General features: G+C 33.8%; 18 protein-coding genes. 10 read left to right on the forward strand and 8 right to left on the reverse strand.

Annotated elements, in window-relative coordinates:
* Window positions 1-100 precede the first annotated feature (100 nt).
* The 10 genes from Q0845_RS21905 (at window position 101) to blaOXA (ending at window position 10,232) form a co-directional block, all read left to right on the forward strand.
* On the forward strand, window positions 101-808 hold the full coding sequence (locus Q0845_RS21905; protein WP_298517929.1) for a hypothetical protein: 708 nt from the start codon (window positions 101-103) through the stop codon (window positions 806-808).
* A 199-nt stretch (window positions 809-1,007) separates the two neighbouring features.
* Window positions 1,008-2,138 (forward strand): tRNA guanosine(34) transglycosylase Tgt, encoded by a 1,131-nt coding sequence (tgt, locus tag Q0845_RS21910; protein WP_298517931.1) that lies wholly within the window; start codon window positions 1,008-1,010, stop codon window positions 2,136-2,138.
* An 8-nt stretch (window positions 2,139-2,146) separates the two neighbouring features.
* The gene (locus Q0845_RS21915) at window positions 2,147-3,226 is read left to right on the forward strand and encodes an LptF/LptG family permease (RefSeq protein ID WP_298517934.1); all 1,080 of its coding nucleotides are present in this window, start codon (window positions 2,147-2,149) and stop codon (window positions 3,224-3,226) included.
* The gene (locus tag Q0845_RS21920; protein WP_298517937.1) at window positions 3,213-4,124 is read left to right on the forward strand and encodes a DMT family transporter; all 912 of its coding nucleotides are present in this window, start codon (window positions 3,213-3,215) and stop codon (window positions 4,122-4,124) included. Before Q0845_RS21915 ends, Q0845_RS21920 begins: the two co-directional genes overlap by 14 nt.
* A gap of 50 nt (window positions 4,125-4,174) precedes the next feature.
* Window positions 4,175-5,128, forward strand: a complete 954-nt coding sequence (locus Q0845_RS21925; RefSeq protein WP_298517940.1) for an acetyl-CoA carboxylase carboxyltransferase subunit alpha — start codon at window positions 4,175-4,177, stop codon at window positions 5,126-5,128.
* A 145-nt stretch (window positions 5,129-5,273) separates the two neighbouring features.
* On the forward strand, window positions 5,274-6,824 hold the full coding sequence (dnaB, locus tag Q0845_RS21930) for a replicative DNA helicase (RefSeq protein ID WP_298517943.1): 1,551 nt from the start codon (window positions 5,274-5,276) through the stop codon (window positions 6,822-6,824).
* Between the two features lie 222 nt (window positions 6,825-7,046).
* A complete protein-coding gene (locus Q0845_RS21935; protein WP_298517946.1) occupies window positions 7,047-8,195 on the forward strand; it encodes a lycopene cyclase family protein in 1,149 nt (382 codons plus the stop codon).
* A 22-nt stretch (window positions 8,196-8,217) separates the two neighbouring features.
* Window positions 8,218-8,568, forward strand: coding sequence for a VOC family protein (locus Q0845_RS21940; RefSeq protein ID WP_298517949.1), 351 nt, complete (start codon window positions 8,218-8,220; stop codon window positions 8,566-8,568).
* A gap of 78 nt (window positions 8,569-8,646) precedes the next feature.
* Window positions 8,647-9,375 carry a hypothetical protein gene (locus Q0845_RS21945; protein ID WP_298517952.1) on the forward strand — a complete coding sequence of 243 codons (729 nt, stop codon included), beginning with the start codon at window positions 8,647-8,649 and terminating at the stop codon, window positions 9,373-9,375.
* Window positions 9,372-10,232, forward strand: a complete 861-nt coding sequence (gene blaOXA / locus Q0845_RS21950) for a class D beta-lactamase (protein ID WP_298517955.1) — start codon at window positions 9,372-9,374, stop codon at window positions 10,230-10,232. The genes Q0845_RS21945 and blaOXA overlap by 4 nt, the downstream gene beginning before the upstream one ends.
* 275 nt (window positions 10,233-10,507) lie before the next feature.
* On the opposite strand, the gene Q0845_RS21955 is transcribed toward blaOXA, so the two are convergent.
* The 8 genes from Q0845_RS21955 to Q0845_RS21990 form a co-directional block, all read right to left on the reverse strand.
* Complete coding sequence (locus tag Q0845_RS21955) at window positions 10,508-10,987, reverse strand: DinB family protein (protein ID WP_298517959.1); 480 nt, start codon at window positions 10,985-10,987, stop codon at window positions 10,508-10,510.
* Between the two features lie 22 nt (window positions 10,988-11,009).
* Window positions 11,010-11,876: a hypothetical protein gene (locus Q0845_RS21960; RefSeq protein ID WP_298517962.1), complete on the reverse strand. Its 867-nt coding sequence runs from the start codon at window positions 11,874-11,876 to the stop codon at window positions 11,010-11,012.
* Window positions 11,877-11,924: 48 nt separating this feature from the next.
* Window positions 11,925-12,359 carry a hypothetical protein gene (locus Q0845_RS21965; protein ID WP_298517965.1) on the reverse strand — a complete coding sequence of 145 codons (435 nt, stop codon included), beginning with the start codon at window positions 12,357-12,359 and terminating at the stop codon, window positions 11,925-11,927.
* Window positions 12,360-13,673: 1,314 nt separating this feature from the next.
* A complete protein-coding gene (locus Q0845_RS21970; RefSeq protein WP_298517967.1) occupies window positions 13,674-14,348 on the reverse strand; it encodes a hypothetical protein in 675 nt (224 codons plus the stop codon).
* A 7-nt stretch (window positions 14,349-14,355) separates the two neighbouring features.
* A complete protein-coding gene (locus Q0845_RS21975) occupies window positions 14,356-16,176 on the reverse strand; it encodes a PASTA domain-containing protein (protein ID WP_298517971.1) in 1,821 nt (606 codons plus the stop codon).
* Between the two features lie 2 nt (window positions 16,177-16,178).
* Window positions 16,179-16,886 carry a hypothetical protein gene (locus Q0845_RS21980; RefSeq protein WP_298517974.1) on the reverse strand — a complete coding sequence of 236 codons (708 nt, stop codon included), beginning with the start codon at window positions 16,884-16,886 and terminating at the stop codon, window positions 16,179-16,181.
* A gap of 10 nt (window positions 16,887-16,896) precedes the next feature.
* The gene (locus Q0845_RS21985) at window positions 16,897-18,300 is read right to left on the reverse strand and encodes a hypothetical protein (RefSeq protein ID WP_298517977.1); all 1,404 of its coding nucleotides are present in this window, start codon (window positions 18,298-18,300) and stop codon (window positions 16,897-16,899) included.
* A 2-nt stretch (window positions 18,301-18,302) separates the two neighbouring features.
* Window positions 18,303-18,797, reverse strand: coding sequence for a hypothetical protein (locus Q0845_RS21990; protein ID WP_298517979.1), 495 nt, complete (start codon window positions 18,795-18,797; stop codon window positions 18,303-18,305).
* Window positions 18,798-18,800 lie beyond the last annotated feature (3 nt).

The following is an 18,800-nucleotide window of genomic DNA, read 5'->3' on the forward strand; positions in this document are numbered from 1 at the left end:
GTTTTGAAATGTTTTTTCAAATTATAACGATCATTTTTATTTCAGATGTTCACTCTTTACTTTTATTTAAATTATTTAGATTTGTAAAAATTACATAATCATGAATATAAATAGACTATTACTTATTGCTTGTTTAATTTTATCACAATTAGTTTTTTCACAAGATCAATCAGAAAAAATAGATAAAGACATCATCAAATTCACAAATGGTAATATTAAAGAAGGGAAAGTAGATTTGTATGGAATTTATAACCCTAAAAAAAATAGGAAAATTCAACTTTGCGATAATAATTATAAGAATTGTAAAGAATATAAACTTTCCAATATTGATAATATTACAATTATTAGAGACTTTAGAAAAAGTCTAAAGGGCATGTATCAAATGTATCCCAATTTAAAGTCAGGAGAGAGAATTGATATAACTAAAAAGCATTATGCTGAATTTAAAATTTTATATAACCCTAAAAAAGGATCTGATACTCCGCTAGCCAGTAAATTAATTTTTAAAGGTGAAAATCACAATTACTATTCATTTAATGGAAAAGGTCTAAAATTTATATTTAATACGAGTGGTCCAAATGGAAATACCCTTGGGACTTCTTATAACCATTTAGTTTTTGTCACAGAAAAAGGAAGTAACTTTATTAAGTATAAATTTCAACATAAAACGAACAAAAAAACTTTAAAAACATTAAAAAAGTTATTTAGTAATTGTAATGGAATTATTGCAGAATCTAAAAAGAAGAATAAAGAAATTAAGAAGAAACCGCTTGTTCATTTTCTTAAAATTCTTGACAAATGTTTGTAAAGAATAGTTTGATATACTTAATGATAATTTATAGTTATTAAATTTTAAGTTTTCATTAGCGAAATCATCAGTAAATCTTACCTATATTTGCCAACTGATGAAGCCGCTATGTAATGCGATTTTTTAATATTTTTTAGGCTTTCGCCAGAAGAATCTCGCGGTAACACACAAACAATTAGTAGGCAATAGCGATACGATAATGAAATTTGATTTAAAAGGAAAAGATCCACTAAGCAAAGCAAGAGCAGGCGTACTGACGACCGATCATGGAACGATAGAAACGCCTATTTTTATGCCAGTGGGAACCATAGGAACGGTAAAAGGTGTACATCAACGCGAATTGAAAGAAGATATCAATCCTGATATTATTTTAGGAAATACCTATCACTTATACTTACGTCCGCAAACCGAAATTCTCGAAAAAGCAGGTGGATTGCATAAATTCATTAATTGGGATCGTAATATTTTGACAGATTCAGGAGGGTATCAAGTATATTCTTTATCTGCCAACAGAAAAATAAAAGAAGAAGGTGTAAAGTTTAAATCACATATTGATGGTTCATACCATTTCTTTACGCCAGAAAATGTCATGGAAATTCAACGTACTATTGGTGCTGATATCATCATGGCTTTTGACGAATGTACGCCATATCCATGTGATTACCGTTATGCGAAACGTTCGATGCACATGACACATCGTTGGTTGGACAGATGTATTGCACATTTAGAAAAAACACCTTACAAATACGATTACAGTCAAGCATTTTTCCCAATTGTTCAAGGAAGTACGTACAAAGACTTACGAAAACAATCAGCAGAATTTATTGCTTCACGAGATGCAGTAGGAAATGCCATTGGAGGATTATCGGTTGGAGAACCTGCTGAAGAAATGTATGCTATGACAGATGTAGTATGTGAAATTCTTCCCGAAGACAAACCTCGATATTTAATGGGCGTTGGAACTCCAATCAATATTCTAGAAAATATTGCTTTAGGTGTTGATATGTTTGACTGTGTGATGCCAACACGTAACGCCAGAAACGGAATGTTATTTACAGCACACGGAACCATCAACATCAAAAATAAAAAATGGGCAGACGATTTTTCTCCTATTGATGAAATGGGCATTACATACGTAGATTTAGAATATTCAAAAGCATACGTACGTCACTTATTCACTGTAAATGAATTGCTTGGAAAACAAATTGCCACCATACACAACTTAGGATTCTATCTTTGGTTGGTTAGAGAAGCGAGAAAACATATATTAGCGGGAGATTTTAATGAATGGAAGAACAAGATGGTCAAACAAATGGATAAACGTCTATAATATAGCGCATGAAAATATTAGATTGGTACATCATTAAAAAATATCTACTAACATTCTCTGTAATGTTACTGCTATTTGTTCCTATTGGAATCATGGTTGATATTTCTGAGAATATTGATAAAATGTTGGCTACCAAAGCGCCAACAGACGAAATTATCATGTATTACGTGAATTTTGTCCTATATTTTGCCAATCTCTTATTTCCTATATTTTTATTTCTTTCAGTGATTTGGTTTACGTCCAAAATGGCGAATGATACCGAAATCATTGCAATTTTAAGTTCAGGAGTTTCTTATTTACGTTTCCTGCGTCCATTCTTAGTGGCAGCAACAATTGTAGCAGTTTTTGCTTTTGTGATGGGAATGTACATTGTTCCCAATGCCAGTAAAGGTTTCAATGAATTTCGATTTGAATACATAAAAAAAGGACGTAAAAAAATACGTGACAACTCCGAAATCTATAAGCAAATCACCAACAATGATTTTATCTATTTAAAAACGTTTAACTTCAAAAGTGGACGTGGAGATCATTTTACGTTAGAGCATTTTGAGGACAATCTATTGAAGTATAAACTACAAGCGCGTACCATAAAATATAATCCAGAAGATAGTACATATACATTGCGTGGTTATAAAAAACGTATTGTGGGCGCTATGAATGATAGTTTAATTAGCGAACGAAAGTTAGATACTATTTTCCCGTTTGATGTAGAAGATTTAACGCCAGTAACGTATATGGCAGAAACCTTAAACTATCAAGAATTAGATAAATTCATTGAGAAAGAAAAACAATCAGGTTCGCCAAATGTCAACAAGCATTTACTAGTAAAATACAAGCGTTGGAGTTTGCCAATTACGGCGTTTATTCTAACCATTATTGCGGTTGCGGTATCTTCTATGAAACGTAGAGGAGGAATGGGAATCAACCTTGCTTTCGGAATCTCTATAGCATTTATATACATTTTCTTTGATAAGATATTTGGCACGATGGCAGAAAAATCTGGATTCTCTCCAATGTTAGCAGTTTGGGTTCCTAATCTTGTCTTTGGTGTATTAGCCCTATATTTGTTGTACAATGCTAGGCGATAAACTCAAAAACTATTTACATCTACATCTATTAGTCTTTATAGCTGGTTTTACAGCAATATTAGGAAAACTAATTACGATCAAAGCAATTCCACTAGTTTGGTTTCGTATGCTCATTGCAGGTATATTGATGTTTGCGTTTATCAAAATCTCAAAAATCAAACTAAAAATTTCGCTCAAAACATTTTTTAAGTTTGCCATTGCGGGTATTGTCGTCGCATTGCATTGGATTACGTTTTTTGGCGCTATCGATGTATCAAATGTTTCCATTACGCTAGTCATGTTCTCTACAGGTGCGTTTTTTGCCTCGTTCATAGAACCGATAGTCTACAAGCGAAAAATTGTATGGTACGAAATTATATTTGGAATTATTGTCATTGTTGGAGTTTCCATCATTTTGAATACAGAATTTAAATATATCAACGGAATTCTTTTAGGAGTTTCTTCTGCTTTTTTATCCGCATTATTTTCGGTATTGAACGGTAAATTTGTAGAAAGTCACAATGCATCGACCATTTCGTTTTACGAATTTATCTGTGGAGTGGCATTTATTTCTATCTATTTAGCGTTTGCCGCAGATGGATTCATGAAAGAAAACTTCTTTGTTTTAGAAACTAACGATTGGATATACATCTTTATATTAGCATCAATTTGTACGGCGTATGCATTTATTGCTTCCACGTACATCATGCGCTATATAAGCCCATATACAGTGGTGTTGACCTATAATTTAGAAATCATTTACGGAATTATTTTAGCCTTAATTCTATTCCCAATAGATGAAAAAATGAGCCCAGGATTTTACTACGGAAGCTTGCTTGTCGTGGCGACAGTTTTAGCAAATGGAATCCTAAAAAATCGTAGAAAAAGAAAATCAGGAGATGGCATTGATATTTCCTAAATTAAAGTTTTATATTTGTAAACTGAAACAACTAAACGTATACTCAAAGCATGGAATATTTAGAGTTTGAGCTACCTATTAAGGAATTAAAAGATCAATTGACAAAATGCCAAGCAATTGGCGATGAAAGTGACATTGATGTTACAGAAACATGTCAACAGATCGAGAAAAAATTAGAAGCAACCAAAAAAGATATCTATAAAAACCTATCGGCTTGGCAACGTGTACAATTGTCACGTCATCCAAACAGACCGTATACCTTAGATTATATCAACGCATTGTGTGGAGATTCTTTCTTAGAATTACACGGAGATCGTAATGTAAAAGACGATAAAGCAATGATTGGTGGATTGGGTAAAATTGGTGATCAATCGTATATGTTTATTGGCCAACAAAAAGGATACAATACCAAAACACGTCAGTACCGAAACTTCGGAATGGCAAATCCTGAAGGTTATAGAAAAGCATTGCGTTTAATGAAATCTGCAGAAAAATTTGGAATTCCTGTAGTGACATTAATTGATACTCCGGGAGCGTATCCAGGATTAGAAGCGGAAGAGCGCGGACAAGGAGAAGCAATTGCAAGAAATATTTTAGAAATGACACGTTTAAAAGTACCAATCATCACGGTTATTATTGGTGAAGGTGCTTCTGGTGGAGCTTTAGGAATAGGAGTAGGAGATAGCGTATTAATGCTTGAAAACTCTTGGTATTCTGTAATTTCTCCAGAAAACTGTTCATCTATCTTATGGAGAAGCTGGGAACACAAAGAAAAAGCAGCAGACGCTTTAAAGTTAACAGCAACGGATGCAATGAAAATCAAAGTAATTGATGAAATCATCCAAGAACCACTTGGTGGCGCACATACAGATCGTGAAGGAACCTTCATTGCAGTTCGTGATGCCATTGTTGAACATTATGACAAATTAAAAAACTTATCACAAGAAGATTTAGTAAGTTCTCGTATGGAAAAGTATTCCAAAATGGGAGAATTTAAAGGATAAACCTATACTACATAGGGAAGACGAAAAATCCGAAGTGAAGACTTCGGATTTTTTTTCCGCTTATTAACAAAAAAAAGAACTTATCAACAATTTCTTATTATAAATTAAAGTTTAAAAAGTAAAAGGATTAGTTACTTTCGCAGTCATGGAAAATGTAAACCCTAAGCAAACATATAAAACTGATAAAAGCAATTTAATAAACCTTGAGAAAGGAAAATTACCTCCACAAGCCATCGATTTGGAAGAAGTTGTACTTGGTGCAATGATGATTGACAAAAAAGGTGTTGATGAGGTAATTGATATTCTAAGTCCAGACGCTTTCTATAAAGAAGCGAATAAACACGTATATGAAGCCATTTTTCAACTGTTTGAAAACTCTGAGCCAATTGACTTGTTGACGGTTTCGTCGCAGCTTCGTAAAAATGGAAACTTAGAAATTGTTGGTGGCGATTTTTATCTGATTTCACTCACACAAAAAGTATCTTCTTCGGCACATATTGAATTTCATGCACGTATCATCTTGCAGAAATTTATTCAACGTAGTTTGATTAAAATCTCTAATGAAATTATTGAAGATGCTTACGATGAGACTACAGACGTTTTCTCATTATTAGATAAAGCAGAATCACGCTTGTATGAAGTAACGCAGGGAAACATTAAAAAATCGTCGGAAACGGCGCAAAGTTTGGTAATTCAAGCCAAGAAAAAAATTGAAGAAATTTCCAATAAAGAAGGTTTGAGTGGTATTCCGACCGGATTTACCAAATTAGACAAACTAACTTCCGGATGGCAGCCGAGTGATTTAATTATTGTCGCAGCACGTCCAGGTATGGGAAAAACGGCATTGACCTTATCGATGGCACGAAACATTGCGGTTGACCAAAATATACCCGTAGCATTCTTCTCTTTAGAGATGGCTTCTGTACAGTTAATTACACGTTTAATTTCATCAGAAACTGGTTTGTCTTCTGAAAAACTTCGTACAGGAAAACTAGCCAAACACGAATGGGAACAATTAAATGTAAAAGTAAAAGGACTTGAAAAAGCACCTTTATTTATTGATGATACGCCATCGCTTTCCATCTTCGATTTACGTGCAAAAGCGCGTCGTTTGGCATCGCAGCACGGAATTAGAATGATTATGATTGATTACTTGCAGTTAATGACCGCAGGTGGAAGTCAAAAAGGAGGAAACCGTGAACAGGAAATCTCGATGATTTCTCGTAACCTAAAAGCATTAGCAAAAGAATTATACGTTCCGGTAATTGCCTTATCTCAGTTATCACGTGCGGTAGAAACACGTGGAGGAAGCAAACGTCCGTTACTTTCTGATTTACGTGAATCGGGTGCGATTGAGCAGGATGCGGATATTGTATCGTTTATTTACCGTCCAGAATACTATAAAATTGAAGAATGGGATGATGAAGAACGTTCTCCAACTGATGGACAAGCAGAATTCATTGTAGCAAAACACAGGAATGGTGGTTTGGATAACATTCGACTCAAATTCTTAGGACACTTAGGTAAGTTTGATAACTTAGAAACCTTTGATTCGCCGTTTGAATTCCATTCGAAAATGAACGATGCCGCAAACGATGATACATTGAAACCAGATACTTTTCCAAGTGCAGATGAAGCGTTCGGGAGTTCTATGAATGATGATTTTAATCCAGACGATAACGAAGTTCCTTTCTAAGAAATCCGTATTTTTGTAATAGCTATTTTCTGATGTGCCTTCTTTTATCGAATGGAAGTATTCAGTAAAATAATAAGATGTCAAATCGAGCATTATCGAAGTGACACTAAGGTTTTTTACGATTGAATTTCAGTTGTCATTCCGCACTAGATGCGGAATCCACTTTTGAAATTCTTGGGATTCCTGCCTACGCAGGAGTGACAAACAAAATAGAACAATTACATGAAATATGACTATATAATTGCAGGATCAGGATGTGCAGGATTAAGTTTGCTGTACAGAATGCTGAAAGATTCTGAATTAAGCGCAAAGCAGATTTTAGTCATAGATAAATCGCAAAAAAATAAAAACGATCGTACGTGGTGTTTCTGGGAAAAAGGAAACGGACTCTTTGAATCCATTGTGACACATCAGTGGAAAACACTCGAATTTCTCTCAGATGATTTTCAGCGCAAATTCGATATGTCGGAATACCGTTATAAAATGATTCAAGGAATTGATTTCTATAACCATGTGTTGAAAGTTGCCAAAGAATTTGAAAATGTAACCTTTGTTTCTGAAAATATTACTGCAATTACAACGGAGAACGAAATAGGTAAAGTTACAACTGAAACTTCTGCGTATACTGCGAATTACGTGTTCAACTCTACAAGTTTATTCTATCCAAAAATGGACACCAACAATTCATTATTACAACATTTTGAAGGTTGGGTGATTCAAACAAAAGCACCAGTTTTTGATAAAAATGTTGGTCGATTGATGGACTTTCGATTGTCGCAAGAACATGGCGCCACATTTATGTACGTATTGCCAACGAGTGAAACAGAGGCTTTGGTTGAATATACCTTATTCACTGAAAAAGTGCTTGAAAAAGAACAATACAAAACGGCACTCAAAGAATATATTCAAAACTATTTAAAGATTGATAATTACGAGATTCTTCATACGGAATTTGGAATTATTCCGATGTCATTGGCAAAATTCTCCAGAAAGGTTCCGAATCAAAAAAATATTATCAACTTAGGAACTGCGGGCGGATTCACGAAAGCGAGTAGTGGATATACGTTTCAATTTGTGCAAAAGCATACGGAAAATATCATCCAACTATTGAAAGCAGGAAAATATCCAAATCCGCAAGTAACGTTTCGTGACAAGATGTATCAATGGTACGACCGAACATTGTTGGAAGTAATTCTTTCAGAGAAATTGGAAGGAAAAGAAATCTTTGCAACCATCTTTAAAAACCGTCCAATTGAAACTATTTTAGCATTTTTAGGCAATGAAAGTTCTGTATGGGAAGATATCAAAGTGATGAGTTGTTTGCCCATCATGCCATTTTTGACTTCCGGAATGAAGCAGTTACGATTTTAATTAAACCAATTCAACTACAATTGTGCGATTAAATTTATTAGTCATTCGAACCCCAAATCCAGCAGTATTGAAAGATCAATATGAAAAATTAGGTTTTCAATTTGAGTACCATCAACATGGAAACGGGCCATTTCATTATGCTTCTGAACAAAACGGATTTGTCTTTGAAATTTATCCACTTACAAAATCTCAACAAAAAGCAGACAATTCTACCAGATTAGGATTTGACGTTGCAAATTTAGAAGCTAAGATCAAAATGTTAGAAAGTTCTACATGGAAAATTCTATCCAAACCAAAAGAAACAGCTTGGGGATTAACGGCTTTAGTGCAGGATTTAGATGGGAGAAAAGTAGAATTGAAGCATAAAAATTAAAATATATAGCCTTTTAATTCGGGTGATTTTTTAATTAATAGTATCTTCAAAATAAAAATCAGAACGTGACTTTTTCTTATGAGTTTATTTTCTAAAATATTTGGCACTAAGGATAATTCCAAAAGGCAAGAATATGTGCATTACGTGCTTTCTGATTCCAAGAATGTGTATTATTTGAAAAAGATGAAGAAAACGATTGTGATGTTTCCAGATCGAATCAATACAAACGCACATGCTGAAGCCAAAACAAAACATGTTTACACTAAAAAATTTCGTTCTCTATTCGAATTTTGGAAGTATATCACCAAATCAAAAAAATGGTATGTGGAATACCAAGCAGGCACAATTGAGAATCTAGAAAAACATATTGAGATTTTGGCACCATTTATTGTACAAGCAACAAATAAATTACGACGAGAAATGGAATTTTCAGAGAAAGAAATTTATAGTATTGCAGGATGGGATAATTTATTATTTCGGTATAAAGATAAAAGCGAATTGGTGCTGAAAGAAAGTCAGAAACTAAAAGCTTATTGTGCAAATTGTGGTTCTGAAAGATTAGGGTTTATTCAACGATACCCAAAATCAATTTGTCATGAATGCTTGCCAAAAGTGACTGATAAGAATGGGAGAAGTGTCGAATTCTTTAATTCACACATCGGCGGTTATGGTTGTCAAGGATATTATTCAGAAACAAATCAACAAGAAAAATACGAATTGGATGTCTGTTATATTGATGATAAAGAATTTGTAGCAGAAGAAGCTAGGTTTGGGGGAATTGTGATCAATCTTAAAGAAAAACCATGAAAAAACGATTCATCTTTTTGCTTTGTATTTTGTGTTTCGCTTGTAAAGAAGAAGCGAAAAAGCTTTCACAACCAGAAGAAACTACGGTGGTTCCAGAAATAAAAAATAATCTCATCCACAAAGAAGCATTTCAAAAAATCATGGATTCTGTGGACTTAAAAGGTTCAATTTTAGTGTACGATGTAAAGAAAGAATTATATTATTCCAACAATTTTGAATGGGCACTAACAGGAAAATTGCCAGCTTCTACCTATAAAATTCCAAATTCTATTATTGGATTGGAAACTAAAGAAGTTAAAGATCAAAACAGTATTTTTAAATGGAATGGAGAAAAACGCATGTTCAAATCTTGGGAAGCCGATTTAACGTTGCGACAAGCGTTTCAACGTTCGTGTGTTCCGTGTTACCAAGAAGTTGCACGAAAAGTAGGAGTGAAGCGAATGAATGTATATTTAGAAAAATTGCAATACGGAAACATTACAGTTGACGCAACAAATTTGGAAAACTTTTGGCTGACAGGAAATGCAACGATTACTCAATTTCAACAAATCGATTTCCTAAAGCGTTTTCAACAAGAAAGCTTGCCCATTTCAAATCGAACCTCAACAATTGTGAAGGAAATCATGATTCTCAAAGAGACGGAAAACTACGTGTTGCGCGGCAAAACGGGTTGGTCTATTGAAGGCGATCAGCATAATGGTTGGTTTGTGGGTTACGTTGAAAATGGCGATCAATTGTTGTTTTTTGCAACCAATGTGGAACCGATTTCAAAAGAATTTGATCAGAAAGCATTTCAAAAGAATAGAAAAGTGATTACATTCAAAGCCTTGGAACAACTCTTAGGAATAAAACTATAGATTGTTTTTGAAAATATGATGTCATTTCGAGCGCAGTCGAGATTCTTAAGGAGTATTCATATCAAATATTTCTCGACTGCGCTCGAAATGACATTTTAAAATAGGATACTTTTTTTTATGATTCGTCATTGCGAGAATTTAGAATAAATTCGTGGCAATCTGTTTGTTAGGAAAACTATTTTGATTGACTTAAAAACAGATTACTTCGTCATTCTTCCTCGTAATGACGTTTCAATACAACGTTCATACTCACTTTCATCGAAGGTTTCACTTCCTTATTTCACATGTCCAATTCCAAAGCCCATATCTTCAATTTTGTACAAATGATTGTGGTCATGCATTAACAAATGCCTGAGCATGATATACGGCGTATAAGTTTTGTATTCTGGATGCATTGCCAATTTGTTCCAATCGTCTGCGTTAAATTCTTTGGCGAGTTCGATGGTTTTGTTTCGCATGTCAAAAAAATCAGTGATGGTTTTTTGTAAATCCAATTCAATAAAAAAGGTTGAATCAAAATTATCTCCTGACAAAGGTTCAAAAATTGGTTTTTCGTGTTCTTTAAAATCTTGGAGTCTTTTTTGAAATCCGTACATATCGCCAACTCCGATATGTGTTGCATGTTCATGAATGGACCATTTTCCTTTGATAATTTCCTTTTTATAAAGCGCTGGATCTATTTCAGAAATCAATTCTGCCAACAATCTTGGAGTTTCGCTTAATGCATGTAGTATAGGTTCAATTTTTTGGTTCATGATTGTTTTCTATAGTTTCGTATCAGTTATTTTTAGGTTCTTTGTTATACCAATTCTTAATGTCATTCCATTTTTGTGTTCTAAATTCACAAGATTCCGTTGAAAAATAACATGCTGTACATGTATTGGTATAAAAACTTTCTTGAGTTATTTGATTTAATATTTCAACAGCCGCATCTTGATATCTTAAGATAGTTCTTGTCGGATAAAAGTCTCTAAAATAACCAATTGTGGATAATGGTCTTCTATCGTCTAGTAAATTGATTAAAAAAGGAATGGCAGGTTTTCCTATTTTTTTTAAACTTATAGCAGCATTGTATTCACCTTTTGGAGTATCAAAAACACTACAATTAGCTGGCTGTCCTATTTGTTCTGCAGCAATATTTCTTAGTTGGTAAATATGATATTCAATTTGTTGATGTAATGATAAATCGTTTATGTCCGATGGTTCTTTCCAATTTGCATCTTCAATCATCATTTGAGATAAAAGATTTGAAAGTTCTTTTGCTTGGTTTGCATAGTATGTTTGAGGATAATCAGTTGCAATTTTGGTAAAAAGATTGTTTGCTTTTTTTCTATTCTTATCAGCTTGAAGTAATGTCGTAGCTTCTTCAAATAAATCCCAAGCTTTTGCTTCTTTTGCAGATTGTAAAAAATGTTTTTCATCTTGATTGAGTCCTTCAAAACGTTCAGATTTTATGCTGTTTGCTGTAAAAAGGCTTGAAAATTCTTCCCATTCAGCAGTTGGAGTACTTTTTTTAAATTCTGAACAGGAATATATGGTATCTAGGTTTGTATTCACTTTTTGTGCTACACTTTTACAACCAATGATGAGCACTGAAAATGATAAAAAAAAGAATAGACGAGTTAACTGGGTTTTTATGGTCATGCTAGTTTTATTAGCTATAACGTTTTTTATAAGCAGTATTGTATGGACTTAGTTTTTCATTCGGCTAAATTCAATTTTTTCTGATGGACAGTTCTGTAGATTCGTTTTTCCAAAAATATATCCTGTTAAGTTTTTACAATCAGCGTATATTTTTCCGTTTTTGATAGTGAAATTCGTAAGTTTTGATCTTTCTGATGGAGGATAGTCACTTTCAAGTTCCGTGATTATGATTGTATTATCTTTTATGTTGATTGTTCCTTTAACAGACATTTCTCGATTTTGTTTTTTGGCAAGAGTTTCTGAATTTAAAATCGGCCATTCATCTAAGACAAAGATTTGTATAGAGTCCATTTCAGAATTTATCTGAAGCGCATAAAATAAATCATTGTTTTCTGCTATGAAATTTCCTCCGTTTTTGAATTCTATTTCGTTACAACTTTGAAGAGCTAAAATCAGGACTAATAGAGATATGATTCTTTTCATGATTGGTACTTGTTTGTAAGTTTTATTGAAGCTAAAACTAACTGAATTTCAATTGAAATCAAAGAATAGAAGTAATGAATAGCGTCTAAATATTATTTGTGAATTTGTGATAAGAAAAGTTTAAAAAAGCTTTTAGTTTTTAAGTGTTTAACCACGAATGCACGAATGTTTTAGAGTGTACTTTGATCTAAATCATTTTTGCTGGAAAACCAAATAGTTTGTATAGACTATTTGTGTGAATACTTATAAGTTTTGCTATTAATTAAACACTATTCGTGAATTCGTGACAAAGGTAGTGTTGTTAAAAACCGTCTTGCTTTTAAGTTTTTAACCACGAATACACGAATGTTTTAGAGTGTACTTTGATGTAAATCATTTTTGCTGGAAAACCTCTAGTTTGTATTGACTATTTGTGTAAATACTTATAAGTTGAGCTATTAATTAAACACTATTCGTGAATTCGTGGTAAAAGTAGTGTTGTCAAAAATCGTCTTGTTTTTGAGAGTTTCACCACGAATGCACGAATGTTTTAGAGTGTACTTTGATGTAAATTATTTTTGCTGGAAAACCAAATAGTTTGTATTGACTATTTGTGTAAATACTTATAAGTTTAGCTATTAATTAAACACTATTCGTGAATTCGTGACAAAAGATGTGTTATAAAAAGGCTTTTAGTTTTTAAGTTTTTAACCACGAATGCACGAATGTTTTAGAGTGTACTTTGATGTAAATTATTTTTGCTGGAAAACCATTTGTATAGACTATTTGTGTAAATACTTATAAGTTTAGCTATTAATTAAAGACTATTTGTGAATTCGTGACAAAGGTAGTGTTGTTAAAAACCGTCTTGCTTTTAAGTTTTAACCACGAATACACGAATTTTTTAGTGTGTGCTTTTATCTAAATTATTTTTGATGGAAAAACTACTAGTTTGTATTGACTATTTGTGTGAATACTTATAAGTTGAGCTATTAATTAAACACTATTTGTGAATTCGTGATAAAAGATGTGTTATAAAAAGGCTCTAAATTTTTAAGTGTTTAACCACGAATACACGAATGTTTTAAAACGTACTCTTTATATTTTAGATTAAGCCTTTATGAGAAACTGAATCAAGTTCAGCTTTACGCACACTACTCGAAATGACGTTCTGAATTCAATGTCTATCTTACATTTTGTCAACGTCAGTTCGAGAGGCAAATCTGTGATCCGTTTTAGTTTTATTTGTTTTGCAGTTCTTCTATCGTGAACCACTAAATAATGTACATCTCAATACTCAATACTCAATACTCAATACTAATATCTCAATACCAATTAAGCATCATCAGGATCAGGAGCATTGACATCTAATGTAATGATATCATCTGCACGAACCATGCTCGGTTTGTTGACATCAAAAGCTGGCGATTGCGTATCAAAAGTAGATTCGTCTGTAATAGCTTCTTCATCTACATGATCACCAAATTCATAGCCAAGTCCATACTCAGTCAATAAGGTTTTAATCTCTCCAAAGGTTCTCTTTACGTTGCCTTCTTTTTCAATAATATTTGGCAAAAAGCGAATAATTTGTGCTTCCGATGGCGGCACTGGCACAATATCAAATTCAATTTCCGCTGTAGCGTTCAATCCCAAATTATATTTATTTGTATTGGAAGCATTCACCGGAGTTGCATACATTTTTGGGCGAAATGAACGTCCGTTTTGAAGTGTATTTCCAGTGCTTTGCTGTGAAATAGATAAGGAAATTTTTGCTTTTGCTGTCGTTTTCGGAATCGTATAAAATGTAGGTTGATAACCAACTTCACGGAGCATTTTTAAGGTTTCGGAACCTTTATCAGGATCACTATTATATATTTCTAATGTTTGTCTTAACGAACCTTCGTCAAGTGCGGCTTGTGCTTCTCCAACACCTTCTCCAATGGAAGCGATAAAATCTCCTAGAGGTGCGGCAAAGGCATCTTTTACATAATCGTATGAATTGCTTGACATAATTTTTTTAGTTTATTGGTTTTGCGAAAATTACTATTACTTCTTGTCCTTCTTCAACGGCTGCATCGGGTGCTGGCGATTGTTTGAAAGATTGTCCTTCAATGAGCGATTTATCATTAGTTGCATGATATACAGCATCTAGTTTTAAGCCATTGTTGAGCAATACCTTTCTAACAGCAGTTTCTGTCAATCCTAAAATATTCGGCATTTTCTGATTCACAGTAGTGCTTGTATTGCCAGTAGGCACAATGTCAATGCTAATATCACTAATGGCTGCGCTGCTTACATCTTTGGCAGATTCGTAATCTAACAAACCAAACACAGTTCCGTCAGGACCTTTTTCAACCGTAGTTTTAAGGTTTAAAGAGACATTGGCAAGCGTATATTTAGAATTGATTAATTCTTGATCGGCTTTTACCACATCATTTACAATACTACTATATACTTTGGCAGCAGATAATTTATTTGGATGATCTGTCACTGTGAAATCTTGAGCTTCTGCCAGTTGTTCTTGTAGCTTTCCGTTTTCACGTTCCAAAGTAGTTACCAATGTTTTTTGTGTTTGTAGTTCAACATCTTTGGCAGTCACTAAGGCTTTTTCTCGTTGTACGGAGGTTTGTAATTGAGAAATACTAGCTAAGAAAGATACTTTTTCTTGTTGCAGATTATCTCTTTCTATAGAAATGTCTGCTACTTGCTGCTCTAAATTATTTTTATCTATCGTAATGACAGAAACTTGTTGTTGTAAATCGTTGTAGAGCACTTCAAAATTGCTTCCGCTGACGCTGACAGCTTCCATATTTTCAATCTGCGTTCGTTGTGCCGCAAGTTGTGTTTCTAAATTTGCTTTATCTGCTTCCAGTGTCTGTCTCAGTTGACGTTCATTGGTTAAGTTTGCATTCACAGTTTGTAAATCGACACTTAAATCAGCTACTTGCTGTTCTTTGGTTTCAATATCATTTTGAACCGTTGAAAGTTGTGTTTGTAGCATTTCACGTTCATTAGACAAAGAAGCTACACTCTCGTTTAATTCAGAAATTTGAGCAAAAGCAGTATCTCTCTCTATTTCTATAGCGCGAATATCTCCAGAAACTTCCATGGTTTCCATTTCTTCACGTTGTGTTGCAAGTGCTGTTTCTAGGTTTGCTTTATCCGTTTCAAGCGTTTCTCTCAGTGCTCTTTCATTGGCTAAATTTGCCGTTACTGTCTGTAAATTAAGATTTAAATCGGCTACTTCTTGTGAACTGTTTTGAACAGTATTTTGTGCTGACAACAATTGTGTACGTAACGATTCACGTTCGTCAGACAAAGAAATAATCGTTGCATTGAGTCCTGAAACTTGTGCAACTGCGGTTTCTTTTTCTTCTTCTATCACGCGAATTGAGTTCATGAGCTCAAACATAGGAACTTCGGAAGCTATCACTACATGATCACTTTTTGTGATGTATTTTTTAGAATCTAACAACCAACTTTTATTAAAATCGATGGTAATTTTTGAATCACCTATAATAGTTGCATTAAAGGTTGTAGCAATGACTTCAGGAAGTCTCGACTGTGAAACTCTGATAATTCTAAACGAAGGTGTACCTCCAGATTTTAATACTTCACGAACAACGCGTATTGTTTGATTTTTTGTAGAAATTCTCGAAGGAATCGTTAATGTATACGCCAACTTTCCACTCGTTAAAGCAAGTGCGCTCGTAAGTGCCAACCACGATTTTGTATTTACATTGTAAAACTGCACTTGTACCTTCACGGCTTTTGCAGGCTTATTAGTTACATCATACAACAGATGCTTAAACTGAATACTTTGTATATTAATTGCCATGACTATTTTTGAATTGAAATTTTAGTGAGTACGTTTCCAACGTTCACTTCTATAATTAAAATGTTTCCATTAGTGAAGTCAACACCATCTACTTTTACTTGTGTTACCGCTTTTCCATTCACGTCTGTACGAATCTCACTAGTACTTAAGAAAGAAGTTCCATGATTTAAGGTTGCGCTCGGATTTAACAATTCTGTCTTTTGCTGATTGTAATTGAATTCAACCAATGCATCAGAAATCTTTTCACCAGCAGCATTAAACACCTCTACATCAATATCAAAAATATGAACATTAGAAGTCGCTTTTGGTGTAGCATTGATAATCATTTGCGGCAATCCTTCATTCGGAACTACTGCAATAAATCGCCCAGAAATGGTACTTGTTACTTTGTTCGTTTCTTTCGTATCTGTGGCTACACTTGCTACAGGTTTAAAAGCCAACGATCTTGAATATCCTTTCTGGTATGATTGTGCATGTGAGAGCGCTGCCGTTCTTCCCGCTACCGCAGTAGGTTCAGTACTTGTTTCTTTCTCAAATTCAGCTTCTACTTGTAAATTGAAATCTAAATATGGCAACGTATACAAAGTATTGGGTCTACCAAATTCGTCATAAGGTTTTACATTCCTCAAATGATTTTGCGCCTCATTCAAACTATCAGAAATTCCTAATAGTATTTGTTTTAAGGTTAATGCGTTATTTGCTGTGCTCATGTGTATATTTTTAAAATGCGAAACTGTCTTTTTGCTTTTTTACGTTTTTCAATGTGTCAATATCTTTTTTGATATTTTTGATGGTATTGAAATCAACATTTAATTTTTTATCGGCAACATTAAAGCTTTGCGTTTCTTCTTTTTTTGTTTGTTGTTGTTGAATGAAATCAAAATCGAACCCATTTTTCGTATTGGTATCCTGACCGCTTATAAAATCGACGGCTTTTAGCTTTTTCTCAAATAGATTGGTCACTGATTTGGTTTTTTCTAAACGTTTGTTAGCAGTATTGAATAACTGATTCACTTTGTCTAGTTTCTTTCCAGTTTTATTGACAATGTCCATTCCTTTGGAAACTTTTTTGCTAAAGGTTTGCAATTCAGGTGATTTCACAACGCTAGCCACTTTATTGATGCCAGCTTGCACTTCATTTCCTTTACTACGAATTGTATTGAACGTATCAATACCTTTTGATACTTTTTTGGTTACACTATCAAATGTGTCTATTGCTTTAGAAACCTTTTTTACAGTAGATTTTACTGTTTGTACTTGCTTTTTTTGCGCCGGATTGTTGACAAACGAATCGATTTTTTTTGCGCCTTTTTTCACTGCTGTAGAAACCGCTTCAGTAGGTTTCTTGCGTGGTTGCATTGGCGTACTTACTTTTCGTTTCCCGACATTCTGTAAAAGTGTTTTTTCTTGCCTTTTTGGTTTTTGCGTTTTTGGCTTTGGTTTTGAAAGCTTTTGTACAGTTGGTTTTTTTGGTGATTTTGAAGAAACCTTAGCTACGGATTTTTTGGTTTTCTTCGTAAAATCTTCAACAGACCTTTTTTCTTGTTGAACTCTATTTATAGATGCAAGTAGTGTTGTGGCTTGCTTCTTTTTCTTTGATACAATGGTAGTTTCAGGCTTACGCTGAACTTTTGGAATGCGAACTTCGGGTTTTGCAGCTTTCTTTTTATGAATAAAACCTGTATTTGGTTTCGCTTTTTTTCTCTTTTGCGAAACGGGCGGAACACTAGAAATTTCTCGTTCTTTATTCTTCTTGTTAAACGAAGGTGTTACTTCCCAACGATCATCATTTTTTTTGCGATGACTTTCTTTGCGTTTCCTAAGCTTTTCTTCGGCTGCGGCTTCCTCTTTCTTCTTTTGATCAATTGATTTTATATCATTCTCATACTTTCTATCTGTATTTGACTTTTGCTTCTTACCAGTAAGTTCTGCCATTTGATCTTCGAGCTGTTTTTGCTCTTCAATCAATGATTTTAAACTCGAATTAAATTCGGCAACATCTTCTAATGATTTGTCTGATTTTTTTGCCTCAGGAGAAAGCAACGAAGCTATATCTTCTATAGCTGCGTTTTCTTTCTTCGGAGTTTCTTCTTTTTTAACAAAGCTTTTCCAATGTTTAGCCATCTTTATGAACTGGTATTTGAATTATTTGAAGGTCTTTTACTTTCCAACTCATTTTCAATCAACGCTTGTAAACGTTGTTCAAAAACGGGTGGATTTGGAACGGTTACTAATTTGGTTCTCACTAAAGAACTTGCTTCAGCTGAATACTGGTATTTTTGCGAATAGCTAGCAGAAACGGTGGCGCTTACAGCTGCAAATCCTACATTAAATCCTCCAGTTACCGAAACGGAAGCTCCAAACTCTCTTGATTCCATCATAGAAACAGACATTTTACATTCAAAAAATGTATCTACAAATTGGTAAAATGTAGGAGTGAAGCCTAAAGCCAATAAACTATATTCTTCACCGCCCATTTCTACTTTGGTATTTACAAGTTCTTTTGCTAAATCCATAGAAACTCTATCCAAAGCTCTCTGTGCTTCTGCAATCCCTATACCCAGAGATTTAATCATCTCGGGTAAGGGTGCATTTTGTATTTCTCTGGTGATTCTACCCATGGA

Origin of the sequence: uncultured Kordia sp. (genome assembly GCF_947489565.1) — a bacterium.
Lineage (GTDB): Bacteria > Bacteroidota > Bacteroidia > Flavobacteriales > Flavobacteriaceae > Kordia.

What these genes read in the sequence shown, in the direction of transcription:
- tgt (WP_298517931.1), top strand. Translation starts at nt 1,008, where the DNA reads ATGAAATTTGATTTAAAAGGAAAAGATCCACTAAGCAAAGCAAGAGCA.
- Q0845_RS21955 (WP_298517959.1), bottom strand. Translation starts at nt 10,987, where the DNA reads ATGAACCAAAAAATTGAACCTATACTACATGCATTAAGCGAAACTCCA.
- Q0845_RS21935 (WP_298517946.1), top strand. Translation starts at nt 7,047, where the DNA reads ATGAAATATGACTATATAATTGCAGGATCAGGATGTGCAGGATTAAGT.
- Q0845_RS21925 (WP_298517940.1), top strand. Translation starts at nt 4,175, where the DNA reads ATGGAATATTTAGAGTTTGAGCTACCTATTAAGGAATTAAAAGATCAA.
- Q0845_RS21920 (WP_298517937.1), top strand. Translation starts at nt 3,213, where the DNA reads ATGCTAGGCGATAAACTCAAAAACTATTTACATCTACATCTATTAGTC.
- Q0845_RS21945 (WP_298517952.1), top strand. Translation starts at nt 8,647, where the DNA reads ATGAGTTTATTTTCTAAAATATTTGGCACTAAGGATAATTCCAAAAGG.
- dnaB (WP_298517943.1), top strand. Translation starts at nt 5,274, where the DNA reads ATGGAAAATGTAAACCCTAAGCAAACATATAAAACTGATAAAAGCAAT.
- Q0845_RS21970 (WP_298517967.1), bottom strand. Translation starts at nt 14,348, where the DNA reads ATGTCAAGCAATTCATACGATTATGTAAAAGATGCCTTTGCCGCACCT.
- Q0845_RS21965 (WP_298517965.1), bottom strand. Translation starts at nt 12,359, where the DNA reads ATGAAAAGAATCATATCTCTATTAGTCCTGATTTTAGCTCTTCAAAGT.
- Q0845_RS21905 (WP_298517929.1), top strand. Translation starts at nt 101, where the DNA reads ATGAATATAAATAGACTATTACTTATTGCTTGTTTAATTTTATCACAA.
- blaOXA (WP_298517955.1), top strand. Translation starts at nt 9,372, where the DNA reads ATGAAAAAACGATTCATCTTTTTGCTTTGTATTTTGTGTTTCGCTTGT.
- Q0845_RS21915 (WP_298517934.1), top strand. Translation starts at nt 2,147, where the DNA reads ATGAAAATATTAGATTGGTACATCATTAAAAAATATCTACTAACATTC.
- Q0845_RS21975 (WP_298517971.1), bottom strand. Translation starts at nt 16,176, where the DNA reads ATGGCAATTAATATACAAAGTATTCAGTTTAAGCATCTGTTGTATGAT.
- Q0845_RS21980 (WP_298517974.1), bottom strand. Translation starts at nt 16,886, where the DNA reads ATGAGCACAGCAAATAACGCATTAACCTTAAAACAAATACTATTAGGA.
- Q0845_RS21990 (WP_298517979.1), bottom strand. Translation starts at nt 18,797, where the DNA reads ATGGGTAGAATCACCAGAGAAATACAAAATGCACCCTTACCCGAGATG.
- Q0845_RS21960 (WP_298517962.1), bottom strand. Translation starts at nt 11,876, where the DNA reads ATGACCATAAAAACCCAGTTAACTCGTCTATTCTTTTTTTTATCATTT.
- Q0845_RS21985 (WP_298517977.1), bottom strand. Translation starts at nt 18,300, where the DNA reads ATGGCTAAACATTGGAAAAGCTTTGTTAAAAAAGAAGAAACTCCGAAG.